Source organism: Brevundimonas sp. UBA5936 (assembly GCA_002430835.1).
Lineage (GTDB): Bacteria > Pseudomonadota > Alphaproteobacteria > Caulobacterales > Caulobacteraceae > Brevundimonas.
Window position 1 is genome coordinate 1 of sequence record DJDA01000130.1, and the last position, 22,792, is coordinate 22,792.

The 22,792-nt window shown below is 67.4% G+C and carries 16 protein-coding genes and 1 tRNA gene; 8 read left to right on the top strand and 9 right to left on the bottom strand.

The window, feature by feature from the left end; genetic code table 11:
- Positions 1 to 946: P1 family peptidase (locus B2Y21_RS13495; RefSeq protein WP_292060359.1), on the top strand; the 946-nt coding region annotated here is incomplete at its 5' end.
- A 157-nt stretch (positions 947 to 1,103) separates the two neighbouring features.
- Here B2Y21_RS13495 and B2Y21_RS13500 read toward each other — a convergent pair.
- Both B2Y21_RS13500 and ggt read right to left on the bottom strand, forming a co-directional pair.
- On the bottom strand, positions 1,104 to 3,557 hold the full coding sequence (locus B2Y21_RS13500; RefSeq protein ID WP_292060360.1) for a zinc-dependent metalloprotease: 2,454 nt from the start codon (positions 3,555 to 3,557) through the stop codon (positions 1,104 to 1,106).
- 52 nt (positions 3,558 to 3,609) lie between these two features.
- On the bottom strand, positions 3,610 to 5,358 hold the full coding sequence (gene ggt, locus B2Y21_RS13505; RefSeq protein ID WP_292060361.1) for a gamma-glutamyltransferase: 1,749 nt from the start codon (positions 5,356 to 5,358) through the stop codon (positions 3,610 to 3,612).
- A gap of 345 nt (positions 5,359 to 5,703) precedes the next feature.
- Between ggt and B2Y21_RS13510 the strand changes: the two genes are divergently transcribed.
- Entirely contained in the window at positions 5,704 to 8,739 is a 3,036-nt protein-coding gene (locus tag B2Y21_RS13510; protein WP_292060362.1) for a TonB-dependent receptor plug domain-containing protein, read from the top strand.
- A 79-nt stretch (positions 8,740 to 8,818) separates the two neighbouring features.
- Positions 8,819 to 10,276 (top strand): amidohydrolase, encoded by a 1,458-nt coding sequence (locus B2Y21_RS13515; RefSeq protein ID WP_292060363.1) that lies wholly within the window; start codon positions 8,819 to 8,821, stop codon positions 10,274 to 10,276.
- Positions 10,277 to 10,619: 343 nt separating this feature from the next.
- Here B2Y21_RS13515 and B2Y21_RS13520 read toward each other — a convergent pair whose 3' ends face one another.
- Together B2Y21_RS13520 and B2Y21_RS13525 are read right to left on the bottom strand one after the other, a co-directional pair.
- The gene (locus tag B2Y21_RS13520; protein ID WP_292060364.1) at positions 10,620 to 11,033 is read right to left on the bottom strand and encodes a low affinity iron permease family protein; all 414 of its coding nucleotides are present in this window, start codon (positions 11,031 to 11,033) and stop codon (positions 10,620 to 10,622) included.
- Positions 11,034 to 11,084: 51 nt separating this feature from the next.
- Entirely contained in the window at positions 11,085 to 13,367 is a 2,283-nt protein-coding gene (locus tag B2Y21_RS13525; RefSeq protein WP_312204693.1) for a S9 family peptidase, read from the bottom strand.
- 264 nt (positions 13,368 to 13,631) lie between these two features.
- On the opposite strand from B2Y21_RS13525, the gene B2Y21_RS13530 reads away from it, so the two are divergent.
- Both B2Y21_RS13530 and B2Y21_RS13535 read left to right on the top strand, forming a co-directional pair.
- A complete protein-coding gene (locus tag B2Y21_RS13530) occupies positions 13,632 to 14,447 on the top strand; it encodes a ferredoxin--NADP reductase (RefSeq protein WP_292060366.1) in 816 nt (271 codons plus the stop codon).
- A gap of 4 nt (positions 14,448 to 14,451) precedes the next feature.
- A complete protein-coding gene (locus B2Y21_RS13535) occupies positions 14,452 to 14,784 on the top strand; it encodes a chorismate mutase (RefSeq protein ID WP_125900088.1) in 333 nt (110 codons plus the stop codon).
- Between the two features lie 7 nt (positions 14,785 to 14,791).
- Here B2Y21_RS13535 and B2Y21_RS13540 read toward each other — a convergent pair whose 3' ends face one another.
- Both B2Y21_RS13540 and B2Y21_RS13545 read right to left on the bottom strand, forming a co-directional pair.
- Positions 14,792 to 15,145 (bottom strand): Hpt domain-containing protein, encoded by a 354-nt coding sequence (locus tag B2Y21_RS13540; RefSeq protein WP_292060367.1) that lies wholly within the window; start codon positions 15,143 to 15,145, stop codon positions 14,792 to 14,794.
- On the bottom strand, positions 15,145 to 16,560 hold the full coding sequence (locus B2Y21_RS13545) for an amino acid permease (RefSeq protein ID WP_292060368.1): 1,416 nt from the start codon (positions 16,558 to 16,560) through the stop codon (positions 15,145 to 15,147). The genes B2Y21_RS13540 and B2Y21_RS13545 overlap by 1 nt, the downstream gene beginning before the upstream one ends.
- A gap of 196 nt (positions 16,561 to 16,756) precedes the next feature.
- On the opposite strand from B2Y21_RS13545, the gene B2Y21_RS13550 reads away from it, so the two are divergent.
- From B2Y21_RS13550 to B2Y21_RS13560, 3 genes are all read left to right on the top strand, one after another.
- Positions 16,757 to 16,832 (top strand) — tRNA-Lys (locus B2Y21_RS13550).
- 743 nt (positions 16,833 to 17,575) lie between these two features.
- Complete coding sequence (locus B2Y21_RS13555) at positions 17,576 to 18,715, top strand: tyrosine-type recombinase/integrase (protein ID WP_292060369.1); 1,140 nt, start codon at positions 17,576 to 17,578, stop codon at positions 18,713 to 18,715.
- A gap of 189 nt (positions 18,716 to 18,904) precedes the next feature.
- Entirely contained in the window at positions 18,905 to 20,104 is a 1,200-nt protein-coding gene (locus B2Y21_RS13560; RefSeq protein ID WP_292060370.1) for a CaiB/BaiF CoA transferase family protein, read from the top strand.
- Positions 20,105 to 20,119: 15 nt separating this feature from the next.
- On the opposite strand, the gene B2Y21_RS13565 is transcribed toward B2Y21_RS13560, so the two are convergent.
- The 3 genes from B2Y21_RS13565 to B2Y21_RS13575 are packed head-to-tail and all read right to left on the bottom strand — an operon-like array spanning position 20,120 to position 22,787.
- Positions 20,120 to 20,656, bottom strand: coding sequence for a response regulator transcription factor (locus B2Y21_RS13565; protein ID WP_292060371.1), 537 nt, complete (start codon positions 20,654 to 20,656; stop codon positions 20,120 to 20,122).
- A complete protein-coding gene (locus B2Y21_RS13570; RefSeq protein ID WP_292060372.1) occupies positions 20,653 to 22,020 on the bottom strand; it encodes an ATP-binding protein in 1,368 nt (455 codons plus the stop codon). The genes B2Y21_RS13565 and B2Y21_RS13570 overlap by 4 nt, the downstream gene beginning before the upstream one ends.
- Positions 22,020 to 22,787, bottom strand: coding sequence for an SURF1 family protein (locus B2Y21_RS13575; protein WP_292060373.1), 768 nt, complete (start codon positions 22,785 to 22,787; stop codon positions 22,020 to 22,022). Before B2Y21_RS13575 ends, B2Y21_RS13570 begins: the two co-directional genes overlap by 1 nt.
- Between the last annotated feature and the right edge of the window lie 5 nt (positions 22,788 to 22,792).

Sequence of the window (22,792 nt, forward strand, 5' to 3'; positions counted from 1 at the left end):
CGTCCGCACCGGCGTCACCGTCATCCTGGCCGAAAAGCCCGCCGTTGCGGCTGTGGACGTGCGCGGCGGCGGCCCCGCCGGGCGCGAGACCGACGTGCTGCGCCCCGAAAATCTGGTGCAGGAGGTGGACGCCATCATCCTGTCGGGCGGGTCGGTCTATGGCCTCGGCTCGGCCGACAGCGTCGCCGCCTGGATGGGGATGCGCGGGCGCGGCTACGGCATGGGCGGAGCGCCGGGCGTGCCGCCCTCGCCCATCATCCCGACCGCCTGCCTCTATGATCTGGCCAACGGCGGGAACAAGGCGTGGGAGATGGAGCCGCCCTATCGCCGCCTGTCGGTTCAGGCGCTGGAGGCCGCGGGCGACCGCTTCGACCTCGGCACCGCTGGCGCGGGCTATGGCGCCGAGGCGGGCGCGCTGAAAGGCGGGATCGGCTCAGCCTCAGCGGTCATGGCCTCGGGCTGGACGGTCGGCGCCATCGTGGCGGTCAACAGCGTCGGCTCGGTCGTGGCGCCCGGCGGCAAGAGCTTCTGGGCCGCGCCCTATGAGATCGGCGACGAGTTCGGCGGCCTGGGCGCCTCGGGCCTGCACGCCTCGGCCGAGGACTGGGGCGCATCCAAGTTCCGGCCCCAACCGCGCGAGAACACCACCATCGCCTGCATCGCCACCGACGTGGCCCTGACCCGCGTGGAGCTTCAGCGCGTGGCCATCATGGCCCAGGACGGCATGGCCCGCGCCATCCGTCCCGCCCACGCGCCGTTCGACGGCGACACCCTGTTCAGCCTGTCAACCGGCAAGAAGGTCATCGAAGACCCGGCCCTGCGTCAGGTCGCCGTGGCCCAGCTCGGCAACGTCGCCGCCGACGTGTTGGCCCGCGCGGTGGCGCGCGGCGTCTATCACGCGACCAACTATGAAGGCGTCACCGGCAAGACCTGGCGGGAGCTGTAATCAACGACCCTTCTCCCCTCCGGGGGAGAAGGTGGGCGTCGGAGGCGCTCGGATGAGGGGGACGCCTCAACGCTCTCGACGCCCGCGTTTGCGGACACAGCCCCCTCATCCGTCATGCTTCGCCTGACACCTTCTCCCCCGGTGGGGAGAAGGGCCTTTAGATCGGCGCGCCCGGCGGCACCGCCTGTGCGACCGGCAACGTCTCGCTCAGCGCCTTCAGCCCCTCGACCGGGCCGGTCAGAGCTTCCGCCAGATAGACGCACTGGGCCGTCTCCAGCCGGTCGCCGCGGCAGCGTTTCAACTGCTCCCCGAACCGCCGCGCGCTGTCGCGCACCGTGCCCTGCACCGTCGAGGACAGATCCTTGCCCTGGATCAGCGCGGCCAGATGGGCGGCGTAGCGGGCGCGGGCGACGCGGCGCAGTTCAGCCTGACGCGGGCTCAACGCCGCGCCCGGCCCGACGGCGACCGCCACCCGGTCCAGCGTCTCGACCAGCCCCAGCTGCCCCGGATCACGGCGCTCCTGCTCGACCAGACGGTTCAACCGCTCGGGCGCCAGCAGGGTCTCGAACACCACCTGGGTCGCCGCCGCCGCCGCCGAGGACGGGTCGAACACGGCGTCGGTCTTGCCCTCGAACAGCTCGATCTGGGTCTGGCGATCGGGATTGCCCGACTGGACCGAGGACAACAGGTCGATCAGGTCGTCGCGCAGGTCCAGTTCGGCCGGCGACAGCGCCAACATCAGGGCCTCCAGCGCCGCGCGCTGCTTGTCTGCGGGCACGACCTCGGCCCGCTCATGACCGGCGCCGCTGACGGCGTAGCTGTAGTCGACGCCGCCGATCTGACGCCCGACCGCCGTGGTCTGATAGCGGTGATAGAGATAGATCGGCACGATGACCCGGCGCAGGTCCGCCGCCGGCGCCCCCGCCGGCAGATTGGCCAGGCCGAAGCGCGACAGGGCGATGCGCCGCACCGCCAGGGTGTTGGCGAACTCGGCCACCGGGTCGGTCCCGTTGTCCCACATGGCGCCATAGGGCTGCAGGCTGCCCAGGGGGCGGGTGTCGCCGTCGCCGACGAAGCGATAGCCCTTCGCCTGCGCCTCGGCGGCCAGGGCCAGGCGGCGCGCCTGCGGATCCCGGCCCGGCGTATCCCCATACAGCCAGTCGATGGCGTAGCGGTCCCAGGCGCCGACGCCGGTCGTATAGGCCTGGCTGAAGTCCAGCCGGTCGCCGTCCGCGATCACCCACGGCGCCGGATAGTCCATGACCGAGGCCCGCCCCTCATAGGTCGAGGCGGCGAAGTTGTGCGCCAAGCCGATGGAGTGGCCGATCTCGTGCGCCGACAGGTGGCGCAGGCGGTGATAGGCGAGACGGTCGGGATCATCCTCTCCGCCCGTCCCGGCGCGCGCGGCGCCGACCAGGCCCTCGATGATCATCTTGTCCTGCCGGTCGCGCAGCGAGCCCAGCTGCACCACGCCGCGCACGATCTCGCCGGTGCGCGGGTCGCTGACGGTGCTACCGGTGGACCAGCCGCGCGTCTCGCGGTGGACCCAGGCGATGATGTTGTAGCGGGCGTCCATCGGATGCGCCCCCTCGGGCAGCAGCTCGACCCGGAAAGCGTTCAGATAGCCCGCCTGCTCAAAGGCCTGCGCCCACCAGTCGCCGCCCTCGATCAGGGCCTCGCGGATGGCGACGGGCGCGGCGCGGTCGACGTAGAAGACGATCGGCTTCTTCACCGCCGAGCGGGCGGCCGTCGGATCGGTCTTCTCCAGACGGAAGCGGCGCGCCAGCCGCTTCATGACCGGCTGATCCAGCGGCGCGGCGAAGTCCACCGCCATGGCCTGGCTGATGCTGCCGCCGCGCGGATCGTGCGGCACGGTCTGGAAGCCGTCGTCCGGCAGGCGGATGAAGGAGTGCTGGACCGTCAGGGTGACGGCGCGCGCATCCGGCGCGATGCGCGACAGCTCGCCGCCCGGCTCGTCGCTGGTGAAGGTCTGGACGGTCTGAAGCTCGACGTTGTCCGGGAAGACCAGGGTCTGATCCAGCGCCAGATGGCCCAGGTCGGGCGCCCCCTTGAACGTCCCCAGGCTCGCCCGCTTCAGCCGCCCGGCGATGTTGACCGCGTCCCGCGTCAGGAAGCCCGACAGATCGACGACGACCGAGCCGTCGGCCCCCGTCTCGATCACATCCGTCGCCCAGACGGTCGAGGGGGCGAAGGAGGCGGCGACCGCGTTCTGCTCGTCCGCGCTGGCGTCGATGGCGCGGAAGCGATGGTTCTCGAACCGGGCGAACACCCGGCCCCCGACCTTGTGGAAGGCGACGATCTGCGCCTGCCCCAGGCCCGAGCGGTCCAGCCCCGCCCCATCCATACCCAGCCCCGCCGACAAGCCCGGCTGATACAGGTAGCGGCCGATCACCCCCTCAGCGTCGGGGGCCGACAGGCGCGCCAGGACGCGGCCCTTCTCGCGATCCAGCCGAACGTCGAACAGGCCGTCCTGCCACGCCGCCGAGGCGGCGGGGCGGCTCGCGGAGCCTCCCGCCTGAGCGTGAACCACAGGCGCCGCGCCGGCGGCCAGAACCAGGCCGGCGACGCCCGCCAGCAGAACCTTACGCATCATCGGTATTCCCCCTCCGAGCCCCGATAGTTTTCAGCGGCCGCCTGTTAAGTCAGCGAACGCCCAACGCCAGGGCGTCCGGCCGACGGGTGTCGGCGGCGCCCAGGAATCGATCTCCCTCGACCATGATGGACTGGGTGCTGCCCATTGTCATGGACGGACGCACCGTATGGCCGCGCTCGCGCAGCAAACGCTCCACATCGGGCGAGAAGCCGCCCTCCAGCTCCAGCGGGCTGTCCCCGGCGCCCTGATTCAGGCGCGGACGCATGGCCGCCTCGGCCACGTTCAACCGATGGTCGATGACGTTGGAGATCAGCTGCACCATGGTGGCGATGATGTAGCCGCCGCCCGGCGTGCCCGTGACCAGCCAGGGCTTGTCGTCCTCGAACACGATCATCGGCGTGATGGTCGAACCCAGGCGCTTGCCCGGCGCGGGCGAGTTCGGCTGGCCCTGCGATCCCCAGTAGAAGTTGTCCATGTGGTTGTTCAGCAGAATCCCCGTCCCTGCCGGGGCGACGTGCGCGCCGTAGGAGTTGGACAGGGTGTAGGTGTTCGACACCGCATTGCCGAAGGCGTCCGCGACCGAATAGTGGGTCGTGTCCTTGCTCTCATAGGGATAGGGGTTGCCCTCGGGGATGTCGGCGGCCTTCAGCGTCTTGTCCGGCGAGATCAGCTTGACCCGTTCGGCGGCGAATTCCTTGCTGGCCAGGCCGTGCGCCGGGGTGGTCCACTGCGGCGCGCCGCCGATCAGGCGACGATCCGACGAGGTGATCTTCATCGCCTCGGAGATCAGGTGCAGGCTGTCGACGCTGCCCCATCCCATCGACCGCAGGTCGAAATGCTCCAGCAGGTTCAGCGCCTGGGCGACGCTGACGCCCGAGGCCGTCGGCGGCATATAGGCGATGCGGTGGTCGCGATAGCTGCCCCAGATCGGCTCGGACACATCGGCGCGATAGGCGGCCATGTCGGCCATGGTGATGACGCCGCCGCCCGCCTGGACGCCCGCCACGATCTGACGCGCCAGCTCGCCCTTGTAGAACTCGTCCGCCCCGCCGCGCGCCACCTTGCGCAGGCTTTCGGCCAGCAGCGGCTGGCGGAAGATCTCGCCCGCGCGATAGGCGGTTCCGTCCGCCTTCAGATAGGCTTCGCGCGCCCCCGGATCGGTCGCCAGCACCCGCGCCCGGCCCGCCGTGGCGTCGGCCTCGCCGTCCGACAGGACATAGCCTTCCTCGGCCAGCTTGACCGCCGGCGCGACCAGATCGGCCCAGGGCATGGAGCCAAAGCGCGCGTGCGCCTCCCACATGCCCATGACCGTGCCCGGCACCGAGACGTTGATGAAGCCCGACGGCTTTGAGCGGTCAAAGCGGCCGCTGTCGTCCAGCAGCAGGTCCGGCGTCGTCGCGGCCGGCGCCGTGCCGTAATAGTTGATGGCGACGGTCTGGGCCGGGCGTTCGGCCGTGGCCGCCATGTGCAGGACCATATAGCCGCTGCCGCCGATATTGCCCGCGCGCGGCAGGGTCACGGCCTCGGCGAAGGCGACCGCGACGGCCGAGTCCACCGCATTGCCGCCCTGGCGCAGGATCTCGACGCCGACGCGGGTGGCCAGGTCGCTCTGGCTGACCACCATGCCGCCGCGGCCCACCACGGGGCTGTGGATCTGGCCGTAATTGACGATGTCGCCGCCGCTGCCCGTGGCGGGCCGGACCTGGGCCGCCGCCTCCTGAGCCAAGACAGGCCCCGACAGCAGCATCAGAGCCGCCGCAGAAACCGCCGTCGCCGACTTCATCAAACCGATGCGCATACAAAACCCCGCCACAAATCCTGCCCTACCGCAGCGGTTACATTCCCCCGCCGCCCCAAAAAGACAGAACATATTGCCAATAAGCTCTGCGATAGCATTGCGGAAAACAGCAGTTCAAGGGCGGGCATCTGCGATTATTGCGCTCATTATCTTGAATATCGGCAATATTTATCCCGAAAAACTTGACGTGACCCTCTATGGCCGCTTCAAGTCCGAACCGAGGCGGAATCTCCGTTCAGCGCCCCATTTCGATCCATCGAAGCGGCGGACGAAGGCCACGCCTGTTCACAACACATAACGGTCAGAGGCGTCACAGAGCGCCGACCACAGGGGATGCCCAGTCCAATGAGTTCAGTATTCGCGCGTCGCAGCATGAGAACGGCCCTGCTGGCCACGACCGCCCTGTTCGGCGCGACGACCGCCGTCGCCCAAGAGGCGGGCCAAGAAGCAGGCGGCGAAATCACCCAGCTCGAAGAAATCGTCGTCGTCGGCTCGCAGATCAAAGGCGCCAAGGTGACGGCCGCCCTGCCCGTGACGGTTCTGTCCGAGGAAGACATCATCGCCGCCGCGCCGGTTTCGGGCGATGACCTGTTCCGCTCCATCCCCCAGATGGGCGATGTGACCTTCAACTCGTCCTACCAGCCGAACACCTCGAACTCGGCGCGCGGCGACACCGGCTCGGTCAACCTGCGCAGCCTGGGCATCGGCAACACCCTGGTGCTGCTGAACGGCCGCCGCGTGGTGGGCCACCCGACGTCGCAGGCCAACGAACACCTCGTTCCGGTCCTGACCTACAACACCAACGCCATTCCGGTGTCGGGCCTGAAGCGCCTTGAAGTCCTGCGCGACGGCGCCGCCGCCATCTACGGCGCCGACGCCGTGGCCGGCGTGGTCAATACCGTCCTGCGCGACGACATGAACAACTGGACCATGTCGGCCCAGCACGGCGGCGCCGAAGGCACCGGCATGCGCGAGACCAACCTGTCGCTCTACGGCGGCAAGGACTTCCTGGACGGCCGCGCCAACCTGTCGCTGTTCTTCAACTACGATCACCGCAGCGAACTGAACACGCTGGACCAGGACTACACGTCCAGCAACGACAAGCGCAGCCTGTTCGCCGGCACCGGTTTCGAGGACCACTCCAGCCTGAACGGCACCTCGCAGTTGGCGCCCTGGGGCCGCTTCACGGTGCGCAATGCGAACGGCTCTGCCGGCCAGGGCTTCACGATCGTCCCGCAGGGCCACGCCAGCTGCGTCACCCCGACCCAGGACGGCGTGTGCCTCGCCAACGGCACCAACCTGCCTGCCGACCTGAACGCGGACACGGCCCGCATGGGCCTGTCGGTCATGCCGGAAGTGGACCGCTTCAACGTCTTCACCACCGGCCGCTATCAGATCAACGACGCCGTGGAGGCGTTCGGCGAACTGGGCTTCTACCACGCCAAGTCGCAGGCCTATCAGGAGCCGATCGCGACCGCTTCGGGCGTCAGCTTCATCATTCCGGGCTCGAACTACTACAATCCGATCGCCGGTGATCCGAACATCACCCTGACCGGCTACCGCTTCTCGGACATGGGTCCGATCAGCGTCGAAGTCACCAACAAGCAGTTCCGCATCCTCGGCGGCGTGCGCGGCGAGTGGAACGGCTGGAACTGGGAATCGGCCCTGATGTGGTCGGAAGCCTCGGCCAAGGACGTCTCGGACAACATCTCGGCGACCCGGCTTCAGGAATGGGCCGCCAAGTCCACGCCCGACGCCTACAACTTCTTCAACGGCGGCACGATCGGCAACCCGCAGGTCGGCGACGGCGCCCCGTCGAACCAGGCGGCGCTGGACGCCATCCGCGTCGACATGGTCCGCAAGACCAAGACCGAGCTGGGCCTGTGGGACTTCAAGATCTCGCGCCCGGACATCTATCAGCTGCCGGCCGGTCCGGTCGGCGTCGCGGCCGGTATCGAGCTGCGCACCGAGACCCAGCATGACGACCGCGACGATCGCGTCGACGGCACCATCCGCTACACCAACCTGGCCGGCGTCAAATCCTCCGACCTGATCAACCAGTCGGAAAACCCGGACACCTACGGCGAGCGCGACGTCTTCTCGGCCTACGTCGAAATCGCCGCCCCCCTGGTGTCGCCGGAGATGGGCGTTCCGCTCGTCCACAACCTCGAAATCCAGCTGGCCGGCCGTTTCGAGGAATATTCGGACTTCGGGTCTGTCACCAAGCCGAAGATCGCCGGCGCCTGGGACATCGTCGACGGCTTCCGCGTCCGCGCCTCGTGGGCCCAGGGCTTCCGCGCCCCGAACCTGGAACAGATCAACGCCACCCAGATCACCCGCTCGAACCAGTCGGTGGACTGGCTCTATTGCGAGGCCCTGAACCGTCAGGGTGCCCTGGCCAACGGCATGCGTGACTGCGGCGCCTCGATGGCCTCCAAGGTCGCCCAGCCGTGGCGCGCGGACTTCAATCAGAACCACGCCCGCAAGTCGACGCAGGAACGCCGCGCCGGCAATCCGGACCTGCAGCCGGAAGAGTCGGAAACCTTCTCGGTCGGCCTGGTCATCCAGCCGCGCTTCATCCCGGCGGAACTGGGCGACTTCACCCTCACCGCCGACTGGTGGCAGGTCGAGCAGACCGGCATGGTCGGCCTGTTCCGCGGTCAAAACGCCCTGACGCTGGACTATCTCCTGCGCAAGAACGGCTCGTACAATCCGAACGTGGTGCGCGGCGACGCCTCCGCCGCCGACGGCCGCATCTTCGCCGGCACCGGCCTGGAGGCCGCGGGCGAGGTTCTCTACATCACCGACGCCTACACCAACCAGCAGCCGCAGACGGTTGAAGGGCTGGACCTGGGCGTGATGTGGCGCCTGCGCGGCACCCAGTATGGTGATTTCAGCGCCAACCTGAACGTCTCGCACCTGCTGAAGTACTACCTGGACATGGCGCCGGACACGCAGAAGCTGTCGGACGCCGTCGCTTCGGGCGAACTGGACTCGAACATCTGGGTTTCCGGCTCGATGGGCGACATGATCGCCGACCTGGGCCGCCCTGAATGGAAGTGGTCGCTGTCGGCCACCTGGAACAAGGACGCCTGGACCGTGGGCGCCTTCACCCAGTACATTTCGTCGCTGTACGACGACAGCATCACCAACTCGGCGGGCGACTACTGGACAGTGGATTCCACCCTCACCGCCAATCTGTACGCCGAGTACGAGTTCGGGGCCGACCGGTTCGGCGGCATGCTGTCCGACACGGCGGTGCGCGTCGGCGTCCGCAACATCACCGATGAGCAGCCCCCGCTGTCCGCCGACGGCTACGTCGGCACGGTGTATCAGCCCTACGGCCGCTACTGGTACGCCAGCGTCCGCAAGGCCTTCTGATCGGTCTGACCTAGACAAGGGGCGGGAGGCGGCGACGCCTTCCGCCCTTCTCTTTTGAACACGAGGGAGAAACCCCGAGATGAAACCCGTATCCCTGCGCGCCCTGGCCCTGGCCGCCGCCCTCGCCGCGCCGCTGGCGGCCCTGCCCGTCCACGCCGCCGAGCTGTCGGTTCAGGGCAGGCAGAGCCTGATCGCCACCGTCGACCGCAACCAGGCCGCCCTCGACCACGCCGCGCTGGAAATCTGGAAGTTCGCCGAGCTGGGCTATCAGGAGACCCAGAGCGCCGCCCTGCTCCAGGGCCAGTTGCGCGACGCCGGCTTCACCGTCACGCCCGGCATCGCCAACGAGCCGACCGCCTTCCTGGCCAGCTTCAAGACCGGCGAAGGCCCCGTGGTCGCCGTCCTGGCCGAATACGACGCCCTGCCCGGCCTGTCGCAGACGCTCAGCCCGATCCAGGAATCCGCAGGCGGCCATGCGGGCCACGGCTGCGGCCACAACCTGTTCGGCGCCGCCTCGATCCACGCCGCTATCGCGGTCAAGGACTGGATGGTCGCCAACAACATCAAGGGCGAGCTGCGCGTCTACGGCACGCCCGCCGAGGAAGGCGGCTCGGGCAAGGTCTACATGGTCCGCGACGGCCTGTTCGACGACGTGGACGTCTCGCTGCACTGGCATCCCGGCAATGTGAACTCGGCCCGCCAGGGCGACACCATGGCCAACGTCTCGGGCAAGTTCCGCTTCTACGGCACGGCGTCCCACGCCGCCGCCGCGCCGGACAAGGGCCGCTCGGCCCTGGACGGCGTCGAGGCCATGAACGCCATGGTCAACCTGATGCGCGAACACGTGCCCGACCGCACCCGCATCCACTACGCCATCACCGACGGCGGCAAGGCGCCCAACGTCGTCCCGGCCTACGCCGAGGCCTATTACTACGTCCGCCACAACAACCCGGAGATCGTCCGCGACGTGCTGGAGCGGGTGAAGCTGGCCGCCGACGGCGCGGCCCTGGGCACCGGCACCCGCGTCGAGTTCGAAGCCATCGGCGGCGTCTATTCCATGCTGCCGAACGAAGCCCTGATGCACGTCATGGACCGCAACCTGCGCCATGTCGGCGGCATCACCTGGACGGCCGAGGAAACCGCCCTGGCGTCGGAAATCCAGAAGACCCTGACCACCAAGCCCGACCTAGCCTCCGTCGGTCAGATCGAGGACGCCGTGATCGGCGGCGACTTCGGCGGCTCGACCGACGTGTCGGACGTGTCCTGGGTCACGCCGACGGTCGGCCTGTCGACGGCGACCTTCGTGCCGGGTTCGGCCGGTCACTCGTGGCAGAACGTGGTGGCGGCGGGCACGACCATCGGCCTGAAGGGCGCCCATCTGGCGGCCAAGACCCTGGCCCTGACCACCGCCGAACTGTTCCAGAGCCCCGAGACGATCGAAGCCGCCAAGGCCGAGTTCGAACGCCGTCGCGGCCCGGACTTCCAATACCGCGCCCTGCTGGGCGACCGCGCCCCGGCGCTGAACTACCGCGATTAAGGCCGCCGCGCCCCTTCTCCCCTTGTGGGAGAAGGTGGCCCGTCAGGGCCGGATGAGGGGTGTCGACGCGGCGTCTAGACGGATGTCGCCGACCGGCGGCCTTCGCCCCCCTCATCCGTCCGGCTTCGCCTGCCACCTTCTCCCACAAGGGGAGAAGGATCAAACAGCGCCCTTCCTCGCCTATCGCATCGCTCCAATCCCGGCAAAACACGGCGATTGCGCGTGTCTTATCGCGATCAGCCCGCCGCCTCCCCTCCGTCCGCCATCATGAGCGCTCCACCGACGGCGCGGAGGGATTTCAGACGATTCAGACGAATTGGACTCTGTTTTTTCGGCGAGCCGTTCAGGCCTCCGCGCGTGACGCCGGGCGGCTCCTGACCGCCCGCGCGGGCTGGCCGGCGTGGATGTCGCGGCCGCGCCGCTCGACCTCCTGCAGGATGACCGCCAGTTCCTTGTCGGTCAGGTGCTCGATGCCGATGAAGCCCGCATCGGCCTTCTTCACCGCATAGATCAGCTCGTCCATCTTGGCGTGCATGGCCGCGGCGTCGCGGTTCTGGGTGTTCTGGATCAGGAACACCATCAGGAAGGTGACGATGGTCGTGCCGGTGTTGATCACCAGCTGCCAGGTCTCGTTGAACTTGAACACCGGCCCCGTCACGGCCCAGATCAGCACCACCGCCAGGCAGACGATGAAGGTCCACGGCCGCCCCGCCAGCTTGGCCGTCGCGTTCGCCAGATGATTGAACAGCTTTTCCATTCCGGCGGAACGGCGGCCGCAGGGCCGGGTTCCGCCGGATCAGAGTTCGCCTCAGTCCGCCTTATGCGGCGCCCGTGTCCCGATCGTGCGGTCCAGGAAGTCCAGATAGGTCCGCCACTGATGCAGCTGACGATCATTGCCCCGGATGCCGTGGCGCTGGCCCGGATAGAGCATGGTCTCGAAGGGGATGCTCTTTTCCTGAAGGGCGTTCAGAACCCGCGTGGTGTTCTCGAAGATGACGTTGTCGTCGGCCATGCCGTGCATCAGCAGAAGACGCCCCGTCAGATTGTCGAGCCGGTTCACCACGTCCGAGGCGGCGTAGCCGTCCACATTGGCCTGCGGCGTCGACATGTACCGCTCGGTATAGGCGGTGTCGTACAGGCTCCACTCCGTCGGCGGCGCGCCCGCCAGGGCGGCGGCCAGACCCATCTTCGGCTCGGTCAGCGCCATCAGGCTCATGAACCCGCCGTACGACCAACCCATCATCGCGATGCGGCTGTCGTCGACGTAAGGCAACGAGCGCAGATAGTCAGCGCCGATGACCTGATCCTCGATCTCGGGCTGGCCCATCTTCAGATAGAGGGCCTGTTTGAAGGCGGCCGAGCGATCCCCTTCGCCCCGGTTGTCCAGGCGGAAGACGATGTAGCCAGCCTCGGTCAGCAACTGGGTCTTGGCCGGCTGCCAGGCGTTCTTCACCCCGCCGCCCGACGGCCCGCCATAGACCTCCATCACCACCGGATAGGTCTTCGACGGATCAAAGCCCGGCGGCGTCGTCATCTGCCACATCAGCGTCTCGCCGTGGCTCTGAAGGGTTCCGAAGGTCGGCTTCTGCTGACGCTCGGCATAGGGCCAGAAGGGGTGGCCGGGCTGCAGCCTGTTCTCTTCGATCCAGCGCACGCGCTGGCCGTCGATCGAATAGAGCGCCGACTGCGCCGGGGTGTTCACATCGGTGTAGTTGCCGACATAGGCCGTGCCCGTGCCGTTGACCGTGGCGCTCCACCAGCCGCCGCGCGGGGTGACTTCGGTCGGGTTCAGCGTCCGCTTGTAGCTGGCGCGGAACAGTTGCTGCTCGATCGGATATTCCCGGCCGTCGCGCATGGAGGCAGTGAAGAAGACCTCGCCCGTGTCCTGGTTGACGCCGTCCAGCGCCTTGACCGGATAATCGCCGCGCGTGATCGCCCGCAGACGGCGGCCGTCCTTGTTATGGAGATACAGGTGACGCCACCCGCTCTCCTCGCTGGACCAGATAAAGTTCCCGTCCTTCAGCGCCTTGAAGTCATGGGTGACGTTGACCCAGGCGTTCGAGGTCTGGCTGGCGATCACCCGGCTGGCGCCCGTGACCGGATCGACGCTGAGCAGGTCCAGCCGCTTCTGGTCGCGCGACAGACGCTGGACATAGGCGACCGAACCGTCCGCCGCCCAGTTCACCCGGCCCAGATAGATGTCGGTGTCGACGCCCAGATCGACCTTGACCCGCTGACCGCTCTGCACGTCCTGCACATACAGCTCGACCACGGCGTTGGGCCGCCCGGCGCGCGGATAGCGTTGCGAGATGACCGAGGCCCCGCCGCCCGTGATATCCAGACGCGGAATGACGTCGACCGTGCTCTCGTCCGTGCGTTGCAGGGCGATGTAGCGTTCGTTCGGACTCCACCAATAGCCGGTGTCGCGGTCCAGCTCTTCCTGGGCGATGAACTCGGCCGTGGCCCAGGTGATCAGATCCTTGCCGTCCGTGGTGATGGCCTGTTCGGCGCCCGTCCCCAGATTGACCAGGAACAGGTTCTGATCGCGCACGAAGCTGACGAAGGCCCCCTTGGGCGACACCTTGGCGTCGATCTCATCCGCCGCCGTCTCGGTCAGGCGCCGCACCGAGCCGTCGGCGCGGTTGGCCAGGAAGACGTCGCCTTCCAGCGGGGCCAGGATGTAGCGGCCCTGCTCGTCCCACGAATATTCGACCACGCCGCGCTGGGAAATCCGCATCCGCTCGCGCCGCGCCTTCTCGGCTTCGGACAGTTCGCCGGCGTCAGGGACCAGGGCGCGGGCGTCGATCAGCTTGAACGGCTCGCCCCCCTTCACCGGCGCGGCCCACAGGTCCAGCACGTCCACGTCATCCTCGCGCGAGCGCAGGAAGGCGACCAGTTCGCCGTCGGGCGACAGGCTGACCCCCTTGGCCACCGGCCCAGCCAGGGACGGATTGGCGAAGACCCGCTCGACCGTCAGGATCGAGGACGCGGGCGCCGTGGCGGCGGGCGGAGCCGCTGGCTGCGGCGAGGATTGGGCGAAGGCCGAGGTCGCAGCCATCAGGATCGTCGAGGCGAGAAGAAAAGTGCGCATGGCGGTGAAGCTAGAGACGGAATCTTCCGTCGTCATCCCTTCTTTCTCCCTTCTCCCCTTGTGGGAGAAGGTGGCCCGCACAGCGGGTCGGATGAGGGGTCGCCGTGACGGTTGAAGATCGAAGCGACCGCCCGGCCTCATTGCTGATCAGGCCCCGCCAGCACCCCTCATCCGTCAGGCTTCGCCTGCCACCTTCTCCCACAAGGGGAGAAGGATCGCCGCAGCACTCTTTCGCAACCGCCCGCGACGGCCTAGGTAGTCGCCATGTCTGACGCCTCCCTCTCCGCGCCGCCCGTCAAGGCCAGTCCGTTCCATGAGTTGGAAGTCCTGTGGGTCCGCCACTGGAACGACCAGTTGTTCAGCTTCGGCGTCAAACGGCCCGAGGATTTCCGCTTCCGCTCGGGCGAGTTCGTCATGATCGGCCTGCCGGGCGAGGACGGCGGCAAACCCGTGCTGCGCGCCTATTCCATCGCCTCGCCCTTCTGGGCCGAGGAACTGGAGTTCTTCTCCATCAAGGTCGAGGACGGCCCCCTGACCTCGCGCCTGCAGAAGATCCAGCCGGGCGACAGCGTCCTGATGGGCAAGAAGCCGACCGGAACCCTGGTGTTGGACGCCCTGACCGGCGGCGAGCGCCTGTGGCTGATCGGCACGGGCACCGGACTGGCGCCGTGGCTGTCTGTCGCGCGCGACCCTGAGACCTATTCCCGCTTCAAGCAGGTCATCGTCTGCCACACGGTGCGCAACGTCGCCGACCTGGCCTACCGCGACTTCTTCAGCCACGAGATCCACGACGACCCGCTGATCGGCGACGAGGCCAAGGCCCAGTTGACCTATTACCCCACCGTGACGCGCGAGCGCTTTGAAACGCCAGGCCGCATCACCGACCGCATCAAGTCGGGCGACGTCTTCGCCGACCTGCAACTACCCATCGGCTTTTCGCCCAACAGCGACCGCGTCATGCTGTGCGGCTCGATGGCCATGATCAAGGAGACCGGCGAACTGCTGGAATCCTACGGCCTCAAGGAAGGCTCGAACGCCGAACCCGGCGACTATGTTCTGGAGCGCGCCTTTGTCGGCTGACCTGATGACCTCTCCCGCCGCCGTCGCCATCGACGCGCGCAAGGCCCCGGAAGACTGCGCGACCATGCTGGACGTGCGTCAGGGCGTGGATGCGCTGGACCGCGCGCTCGTGACCCTGCTGGCCGAGCGCCAGCGCTACATGGACGCCGCCGCCCGCATCAAGCCCAACCGCGACGCCGTCTTCGATCAGGCCCGCATCGACGACGTGGTGGCCAAGGTGCTGAAGGCGGCCGAACCCGCCGGCCTGTCGCCCGACATCGCCGAGCCGGTCTGGCGCCTGCTCATCGATCGCTGCATCGCCCACGAGTTCGGAACCTGGGACAAGACGCGGGTCTGACGACCTTTCAGCCCTTCAGGCTCTTCAACGCCAGTTCGTGGCGATAGGCCGCCACATCGGCCAGGACCGCGTCCAGCGCCGTCTTCACCCGCTCCAGCCCGGCGGGCGCGGCGGCCTGTTCGCCGAACTCCACCTCTTCGCAGACCTGGGCCAGGGTCTTGGCCCCGATGCCCGCCCCGGCGCCGCGGATGGTGTGAACGGCGTCGCGCCAGCCCTCGCTGGACGCATCCAGCATGGCCGACCACATGCGGGCCTGTTCGGCGAACAGGCCCAGCACTTCTTCCGTCACATCATCCATGCCCGCCGTCATGGCTTCGAGGACGGTGAAATCCACCGCCCCCGACAGGTCGCGTCTCGCCATCAGGCCTCGGCCTCTTCGCCCTTGGCCAGGCGCGAGTTGCGCGACGACCACAGCAGGTAGAGAGCCAGGCCGAACAGGTTCCACAGCAGGAAGTAGAGCTGCGTCGAGCTCTTCAGGCTGAAGAAGAAGACGATGCAGCCCACGATGGCGATGCCGCCGACCAGCCACCACAGCGGCGCCTTGAACTTGCGCTCGCGGTTCGGCTCACGCACGCGCAGCACGATCAGGCTGACGCCCACGGCCATGAAGGCCATCAGGGTGCCCGCATTGGCCAGCGAGGCCAGCTCGTCCAGACGCATGATCCCGGCCAGGAAGGCCACGACGATGGCGGTGAACACCGTCACCACGGCAGGAACGCCGCGCTTGGAGATCTTGGCCAGGCGGTTGGGCAGCAGGCCATCGCGCGACATGCCCAGGAAGATGCGGCTCTGACCGAACAGGAAGGCCAGCAGCACGGTCGGCAGGGCGATCACGGCGGCGGCGGCGATCCACTGGGCGGCGACGCCCTGGCCCAGGCCGCGCATGATGTGAGCCAGCGGCTCGGGGCTGTCGGCGAAGCTCGCGACCGGGGCGGCGCCGATCGCAGCGGCCGCGACGGCGATATAGAGCACGGTGCAGACCACCATCGAGCCGACGATGCCGATGGCCAGGTCACGCTCGGGCTTCTTGGTCTCTTCCGCCGCCGTGGCGATGGCGTCGAAGCCGTAGAAGGCGAAGAAGATGATGGCCGCAGCCGCCATGACCCCCGTCTGTACGAAGGGCGCCCCGAAGCCGTGCGGCATGAAGGGGGTGAAGTTGGCCGTATCGAAGTGCGGCATGGCGATGGCCACGAACACCACCAGGGCGGCGATCTTCACGAACACCAGCACGGCGTTCAGCGTGGCGCTTTCCTTCGTGCCCAGCAGCAGCAGGCCAGTCACAATGGCGATGATGAAGATAGCCGGCAGGTTGATCAGCCCGCCCTCGACGTGAGGCCCCACGGTCAGGGCGAACGGCAGGTCGACGCCCAGTCCCGCCAGGAAGGGCACGGCGTAGCCGGACCAGCCGACGGCCACCGTCGACACGACCAGCGAATATTCCAGGATCAGGCTCCACCCCACGACCCAGGCGAAAATCTCGCCCAGCGCGGCGTAGGAATAGGTATAGGCGCTGCCCGATGCGGGCATGATCGTCGACAGTTCGGCATAGGCCAGCGCCGCGCAGGCGCACACCAGACCGGCCAGGGCGAAGCTGATCAGCACCGCCGGCCCCGCCAGACCCGCCCCGACCCCGATCAGCGTCAGGATGCCGGTGCCGACGATGGCGCCGACGCCCAGCGCCATAAGGTGCGGCCAACCCAGGGTTTTCTTGAGCCCCGGCCCCGAATGCGGGGCCAGCATCGCGTCGATCGAGCGACGACGGTTCCAGAACGCCATAATCTTTACTCCCCCTCGCCGCGTCTTTCCGGCGGCTGATTCAAGGCGCGACCTTAGCGCGCGATGCAATCGCGATAAAAGATGCATTTGACGCTTGCACCCGACACCGGTCCTGAGTAATAGGAGCGCCCTTCGCCGAGGCCATCAACGCCGCCGCGAAGGACCGGCGCCACACCAAGGGCGCAGACGACGGTACGGGTGATTAGCTCAGTTGGTAGAGCAGCTGACTCTTAATCAGCGGGTCCACAGTTCGAACCTGTGATCACCCACCATCGTTTTCAAAGACTTAAACGCACTGTCAGATGTGACAGAGGGTTCACTTTGGGATTTATGGGCTGGCACGGCCGTCAAAGGCTAGCCCCAGTTGTCTTGGGCGCTTTCTGCCTGCACGATAGAATACCGACATGACGTTGGTCAGCCTGAACTGTCAGTGTCAGTCTGAGCGGTCGGTTTACACCTGCATCCAGTTCCCCGCCCTGTCAGACCTCCGTCGCCAATCCGCGGGCGCAGCGGTCCCTTGCCCAAACAGGAAGCAGCTAAGGCTCGAGCTACAGGCTTGACAGGCGCGCCCGTTTAGAGTTGCCTTCGCTCAGGCGCGCTGAGAATTCCGCGCTTACGACCGATCAGGTCGCCTTTTTCCGACATTCCAATCTTATGCCCGCCCCGCTGCAAAGATCTGGGCCAGGACCCTCAGTGATGCCCTGCCGCAATGGCCGAAGGTTAAGGATAGCTCGCGCGCCGACGAAGCGTGCCCTGAGACAGCAGCGCCGAACGCTCGTCCATCCCGATTTTGGCTTGCCTGTCCAACCTCCTGCGACGCCCGACGAGCCGCTCATGGAGTGCGAGTACGACTTCAGAACGACTTCCGGCCTTTCAACAGCCTACGTTCTCTCAATCCTGCCCGAACATATTTCGCGGCTCGCATGCGACCGCGCTGAGGTCGGGCTTACGACCCCACCCCCATACGACGAGGTTAAACATGAGGCGTCCTCGGGCTAAACCCCTTACCGAGGCCATGATCAAACGACTTCAGGCTTTCGCCGACGAAGGGCCGCGGACGGAATATAGCGACAGCGGACATCCAGGCTTGCGCTTACGTATCGGCCCAAGGAGCGCGAGTTGGTCGCTCTTCTTGCAGCTCAATGGACAACGCTCCCGACACGCGCTCGGCGAATGGCCGGACGTCGGTGTTGATGAAGCCAGGCGGCGCGCCAAGCGGCTTCAGCAGGAAACGAAACATAGCCGAACAACGCCAGCAACCTTGGCCGACCTGCTGGCAGATTACGCTGCATTAAAAGGCCCATCGTTACGGCGGAACCGCTCCACCATAAACTCGCTGAAAGATGCCATCGCTTCTATCCGCCATCGGCATCCGGCGACGCTTTCGCGGCGTGACATCGCGACGATCGTGGCGCGAAAAGCCAAAACAGCCCCGTCCCATGCCAATCGGCAGCTGGCCTACCTCAAGGCTCTATTCAACTGGGCGATCGCGCAGGGGCTCATGGAGACTAATCCTGCCTTGGGCGTCGGCAAGCCCGCTCGGGAATCGCCGAGAGAGCGAACCCCGACAATGGAGGAGATCGCGGCGATCTGGACCGCCGCCGCGCTGCGTCCTCACCCCTACGGACCCATTGTGCAGATGCTCATTCTCACAGCGTGTCGCCGCCAGGAGGTCGCAGAAATGCGATGGAGCGAGTTGCGGCTGCCGCCCCAATCGAAGGTCGGCGAATGGATCATCCCAGCCTCGCGAACCAAAAACGGAAGAGCGATCCGTATTCCGCTCTCTGCATCCGCGCGCGAAATCATTGAAGCTGCTGAATTATATCAAATCAACGACCTCGTCTTCGCCACCTTCTCGGGCTCCCCCTTTCAAAGCTGGTCCAAAGCCAAGATAGCGCTCGACCGGGTGATCAACACGAACAGTTCAGAGCCCATCGAATGGACTCACCACGACCTTCGGCGAAGCTTCGCGACATATGCCTGCGATGACCTCGATGCGCTGCCGGAAGTCGTCGACCGCTGCCTCAACCATGTGGGCGCGGCAACCTCATCGACAGTGGCCCGCGTCTACGCGCGCGGCGCCCTATTCGACCAACGCCGAAAGGTCTTGGAGGCCTGGAGCGAGGCGATCCTGGACGCCGTCGATCGTTATTGATGCGCGTCTTCAGTCACGACGGCTAAGAGCTGGAACGCGCCATCGTTCTTCACCACCAAGCTCTGGCCATTCGCCAAGCGACGCGCCACAAGCAAAATGCGCCAGCCCCTTCAGCACGCCCCCTTGCCCTCAGTTTTGGCGGCCGAGCGGCTCGACAACTATCGATTGCAACGTTGATGAAGGGCCCTGATGATCGACACCCCCCTCACCGTCCCCCACGGTCCCTTGAGCAATGTGCGGGTTCTGGACCTGTCGCGGGTTCTAGCGGGGCCTTGGGCGACGCAGACGCTGGCTGATCTGGGGGCCGAGGTCATCAAGATCGAGCGGCCCGGCGCCGGCGACGACACCCGCCACTGGGGCCCGCCCTTCACCACCACGGCCGACGGCGCGCCCGGCGACGCCGCCTATTTCCTGTGCGCCAACCGGGGCAAGAAGTCGGTCGAGCTGGACATCGCCAGCCCCGATGGCGCCGAGGCCGTGCGCCGTCTGGCCGCGACCTGCGACGTGGTGGTCGAGAACTTCAAGACCGGCGGGCTGAAGAAGTACGGCCTCGACTACGCCGCGCTGACGGCGATCAATCCGAAGCTGGTCTATTGCTCCATCACCGGCTTCGGACAGGACGGGCCGGACGCGCACCGCGCGGGCTACGACTACATGATCCAGGCCATGGGCGGGCTGATGTCCATCACCGGCCAGCCCGACGGCGCGCCGGGCGCCGAGCCGATGAAGGTCGGGGTGGCGGTCGTCGATCTGTTCACCGGCCTTTACGCCTCCAACGCCATCCTTGCCGCCCTGTGGCACGCCCGGGCGACCGGCGAGGGCCAGCACGTCGACATCGCCCTGTTCGACGTTCAGGCCGCCATGCTGGCCAATCAGGCGACCAACTACTTCGTGTCCGGCGCCGCGCCGACGCGGATGGGCAACGCCCACCCCAATCTGGCCCCCTATCAGCCCTTCGCGTGTTCCGACGGGATGGTGATCATCGCCGTGGGCAACGACGGCCAGTTCCGCGCCCTGTGCGCCGCCCTGGGGCTGGAGATCGAGGCCCGCTTCGCCACCAACGCCCTGCGGGTCGCCGAGCGCGAGGCGCTGGGTCCGCTGATCGCGGCGAAGACCGCGGGCTTCACCATGCAGGGGCTGATGCAGGCGCTGGAGGCGGCGGGCGTGCCCTGCGGCCCCGTCAACACCATCGATCAGGTGTTCGCTGAGCCTCAGGCCATCCATCGCGGCCTGACGGTCGAACAGACCCGGCCCGATCTGGCCGGTCCGATCCGCACCGTCGCCTCGCCCATCCGCCTGTCCAAGACGCCCGTGCGATACGACGCCCCGCCGCCGAAGCTGGGGCAGGATACGGACGATGTGCTGGGAGCGCTCAAGGCCGAGGAATGAGCGGAAACCGAAGGGTCAGCTGACCTGCCGCTTCTCCAGTTTCCGCGCCAGGGTGCGGCGGTGCATCCCGAGACGTCGCGCGGCCTCGGAGATGTTGAAGTCAGTCTCGGCCAGCACTTCGTGAATACGCTCCCACTCCAGCGTCTTGATCGAGGTCGGGCGGGCGGTCAGCGGCGCGTCGGGATCGCCCGCCGTACGGCCAAAGGCGGCCTCGATGTCATCCGTGCCGGCAGGCTTGGCCAGATAGTGACGCGCGCCCAGCTTGATGGCCTCGACCGCCGTGGCGATGCTGGCGAAGCCAGTCAGGACCACGATCACCAGGTCGGGATCGAAGGCGTGCAGCGTCTGCACGCAGGTCAGGCCCGACGACGTTCCCAGCTTCAGGTCCACAACCGCATAGTCGGGATGATGCGTCTCCAGCAACTCAACCATCTGGTCGTGGCTGTGGGCGGCCAGCACCTGATAGCCGCGCCGCTCGAACGAGCGCCGCAGGGTGCGCGAGAAGGACTCGTCGTCCTCGACGATCAGAAGCTGGCGGGGTTCGTCCGTCATCTCATGCCCTCTTTCCAGACTGCTAACTTCGGCGCCAGGGCGTCGATGGGCAAGGTCAGTCGCACCACAGCACCGCCTGGCGCGCCCGGACGGTTGGCGGCGACGACCGTGCCGCCCAGTTTTCGCACCACATTGACCAGCAGGAACAGGCCCAGCCCCGCTCCTGCCCGCGCCTTGGTGGACTGATAGGGCTGGCCAAGCTTTTCCAGAATGCCGGGCGCGAAACCGGGGCCGTCGTCCTCGAAGGCGATGAACAGGCCGTCGGCGTCGGCCACCGCCCGCACCTCCAGGTTTCGCGCGCCCGCCTCCTGCGCATTGTCCAGCAGGGCGCTGAACACCTGTTTCAGAGCCGGGTCTGCGATGATGGACGGATCGCGCGGCGTCGGGCCGCTGAGGGCGACCTGCATGGCGTCGCCGGGTCGGTTGGCGGACCAGTCGTCGATGATCTCGCCCAGGAAGCTGCTGAGAGCCGTCACGGTCGGCGCCTCGCCCCGCGCCTCGCCCGCCGACATTAGGATGTTGGTGACGATGGATTTGCAGCGATCCACCTCGGCCTGCATCTGTTCGATATCATGGCGCAGATCTTCGTCAGCCGTTAGCGCGGGCATCCGTCGCCAATCGCTGAGAATGACCGAGAGCGAGGCGAGCGGCGTGCCCAGCTCATGCGCCGCGCCCGAGGCCAGAAGCCCCATGCGCACGATGTGATCCTGTTCCGCCGCCTGCTGCCGGGCCTCGGCCAGATAGGCGTCGCGGGCGCGCACGTTCTGGCTGGTGCGGGTGACGAAGGCCACCAGCAGCACGGCGATCAGGATGAAGTTGATCAAGGCGCCCTGCTGGATCAGGCCCAGCCGCGCATCGGCGCCATCCGGCAGGTCCAGCGGCTGCCGCCACACCGCCAGGAAGGCCAGACAGGCGCCCGTCGCCAGCACGAAGCCCCAGGCGTAGACCGGCCGCAGCAGAACCGCCGCCAGCACCACCTGCATCAGGTAAAGAGCCGCAAACGGATTGGTCGCCCCGCCGCTGAAATAGAGAAGCCAGCTCAGCGCCGCCACATCGACGCACAGGGCCAGCAGGATCTCGGGGTCGGTGACCACCTTGCGCCGCAGGGTGACGGGCGCGCTGACCAGATTCATCACCGCCAGCGCCGTCGGCGCCAGCAGCAGCGGCCCCAGCGGGACGCTGATTTTCAGACCCCAGTGGACGATGACGATCGTCGCCACCTGACCGATGACCGCCAGCCATCTCAGCTGGATCAGCAGCAGCATGTTGCGCCGACCGGCCGCGCCCGGCGACACCGGCGTCTCGGCGTTGGCGTCCATGCCCAGAACGGTGCGGAAGAAGCGGTTCAAAGCCTCAGCTTGCATCAACGTCCCCCTGCCCTGCGGCGCCGCTCGTCGCGCAGCCACAGAACGGCGCCGCCCGCCGACATCAGCGCCAGACCGAACCAGGTCAGGGCGTAGACCAGATGGCTGTTGGCGAACCGCACCACCGTCAGACCGCCGCGCGGCCAGCCGCCGGGATTGGGCGTCGAGTCAGCATCTATGAAATAGGGCGCGACGGCCCCTTCCAGCCCCTTCGCCTGCGCGATCGCCGCCACGTCGCGCGAGAACCAGCGGTCGCCGGCTGGATCATTGTCGCGCAGGAAGCCGCCCTTCGGCTCGCTGATGCGCAACAGGCCGGTGACGGAGACCGGCCCCTCGACCTGCCCTTCCGCACGACTTTCGGGCGCCGCGCGCTGTGACGGGACGAAGCCCCGGTTGATCAGGACGGTGAAACCCCGCGCATCCTCCAGCGGCGTGACGACCCAGAAGCCCGGCCCCAGGTCCGTCACCGCCTTCACCCGCGCCTCGCGGTCATGCAGGAACCGGCCGCTGGCCGTGACGCGGCTGTACTGGTCCGCCTCGCGCGTCACGGCGTCGAAGCTTGCAGGCCCCGGCGCCGGGACTGGGTCGGCGTGGATGCGGCTGTCGACCTGACGGATCAGCTCCTGCTTCCACGCCAGGCGCTGGACCTGCCAGACGCCCAACGCCGAAAAGCCCGCGATCAGCACGGCGAAGACCGCCAGTCCCGCGATCCATCGACGGCGTGTCGCCGGACGGGCGGCGGGTTCAGGGGCCGACGATGACGTCAAGCGGC

Coding starts and splice junctions, on each gene's coding strand:
- B2Y21_RS13525 (WP_312204693.1), bottom strand. CDS start 13,367: ATGCGCACTTTTCTTCTCGCCTCGACGATCCTGATGGCTGCGACCTCG.
- B2Y21_RS13530 (WP_292060366.1), top strand. CDS start 13,632: ATGTCTGACGCCTCCCTCTCCGCGCCGCCCGTCAAGGCCAGTCCGTTC.
- B2Y21_RS13565 (WP_292060371.1), bottom strand. CDS start 20,656: ATGACGGACGAACCCCGCCAGCTTCTGATCGTCGAGGACGACGAGTCC.
- B2Y21_RS13570 (WP_292060372.1), bottom strand. CDS start 22,020: ATGCAAGCTGAGGCTTTGAACCGCTTCTTCCGCACCGTTCTGGGCATG.
- B2Y21_RS13560 (WP_292060370.1), top strand. CDS start 18,905: ATGATCGACACCCCCCTCACCGTCCCCCACGGTCCCTTGAGCAATGTG.
- B2Y21_RS13540 (WP_292060367.1), bottom strand. CDS start 15,145: ATGGCGAGACGCGACCTGTCGGGGGCGGTGGATTTCACCGTCCTCGAA.
- B2Y21_RS13500 (WP_292060360.1), bottom strand. CDS start 3,557: ATGCGTAAGGTTCTGCTGGCGGGCGTCGCCGGCCTGGTTCTGGCCGCC.
- B2Y21_RS13535 (WP_125900088.1), top strand. CDS start 14,452: ATGACCTCTCCCGCCGCCGTCGCCATCGACGCGCGCAAGGCCCCGGAA.
- B2Y21_RS13545 (WP_292060368.1), bottom strand. CDS start 16,560: ATGGCGTTCTGGAACCGTCGTCGCTCGATCGACGCGATGCTGGCCCCG.
- B2Y21_RS13520 (WP_292060364.1), bottom strand. CDS start 11,033: ATGGAAAAGCTGTTCAATCATCTGGCGAACGCGACGGCCAAGCTGGCG.
- B2Y21_RS13555 (WP_292060369.1), top strand. CDS start 17,576: ATGATCAAACGACTTCAGGCTTTCGCCGACGAAGGGCCGCGGACGGAA.
- B2Y21_RS13510 (WP_292060362.1), top strand. CDS start 5,704: ATGAGTTCAGTATTCGCGCGTCGCAGCATGAGAACGGCCCTGCTGGCC.
- ggt (WP_292060361.1), bottom strand. CDS start 5,358: ATGCGCATCGGTTTGATGAAGTCGGCGACGGCGGTTTCTGCGGCGGCT.
- B2Y21_RS13515 (WP_292060363.1), top strand. CDS start 8,819: ATGAAACCCGTATCCCTGCGCGCCCTGGCCCTGGCCGCCGCCCTCGCC.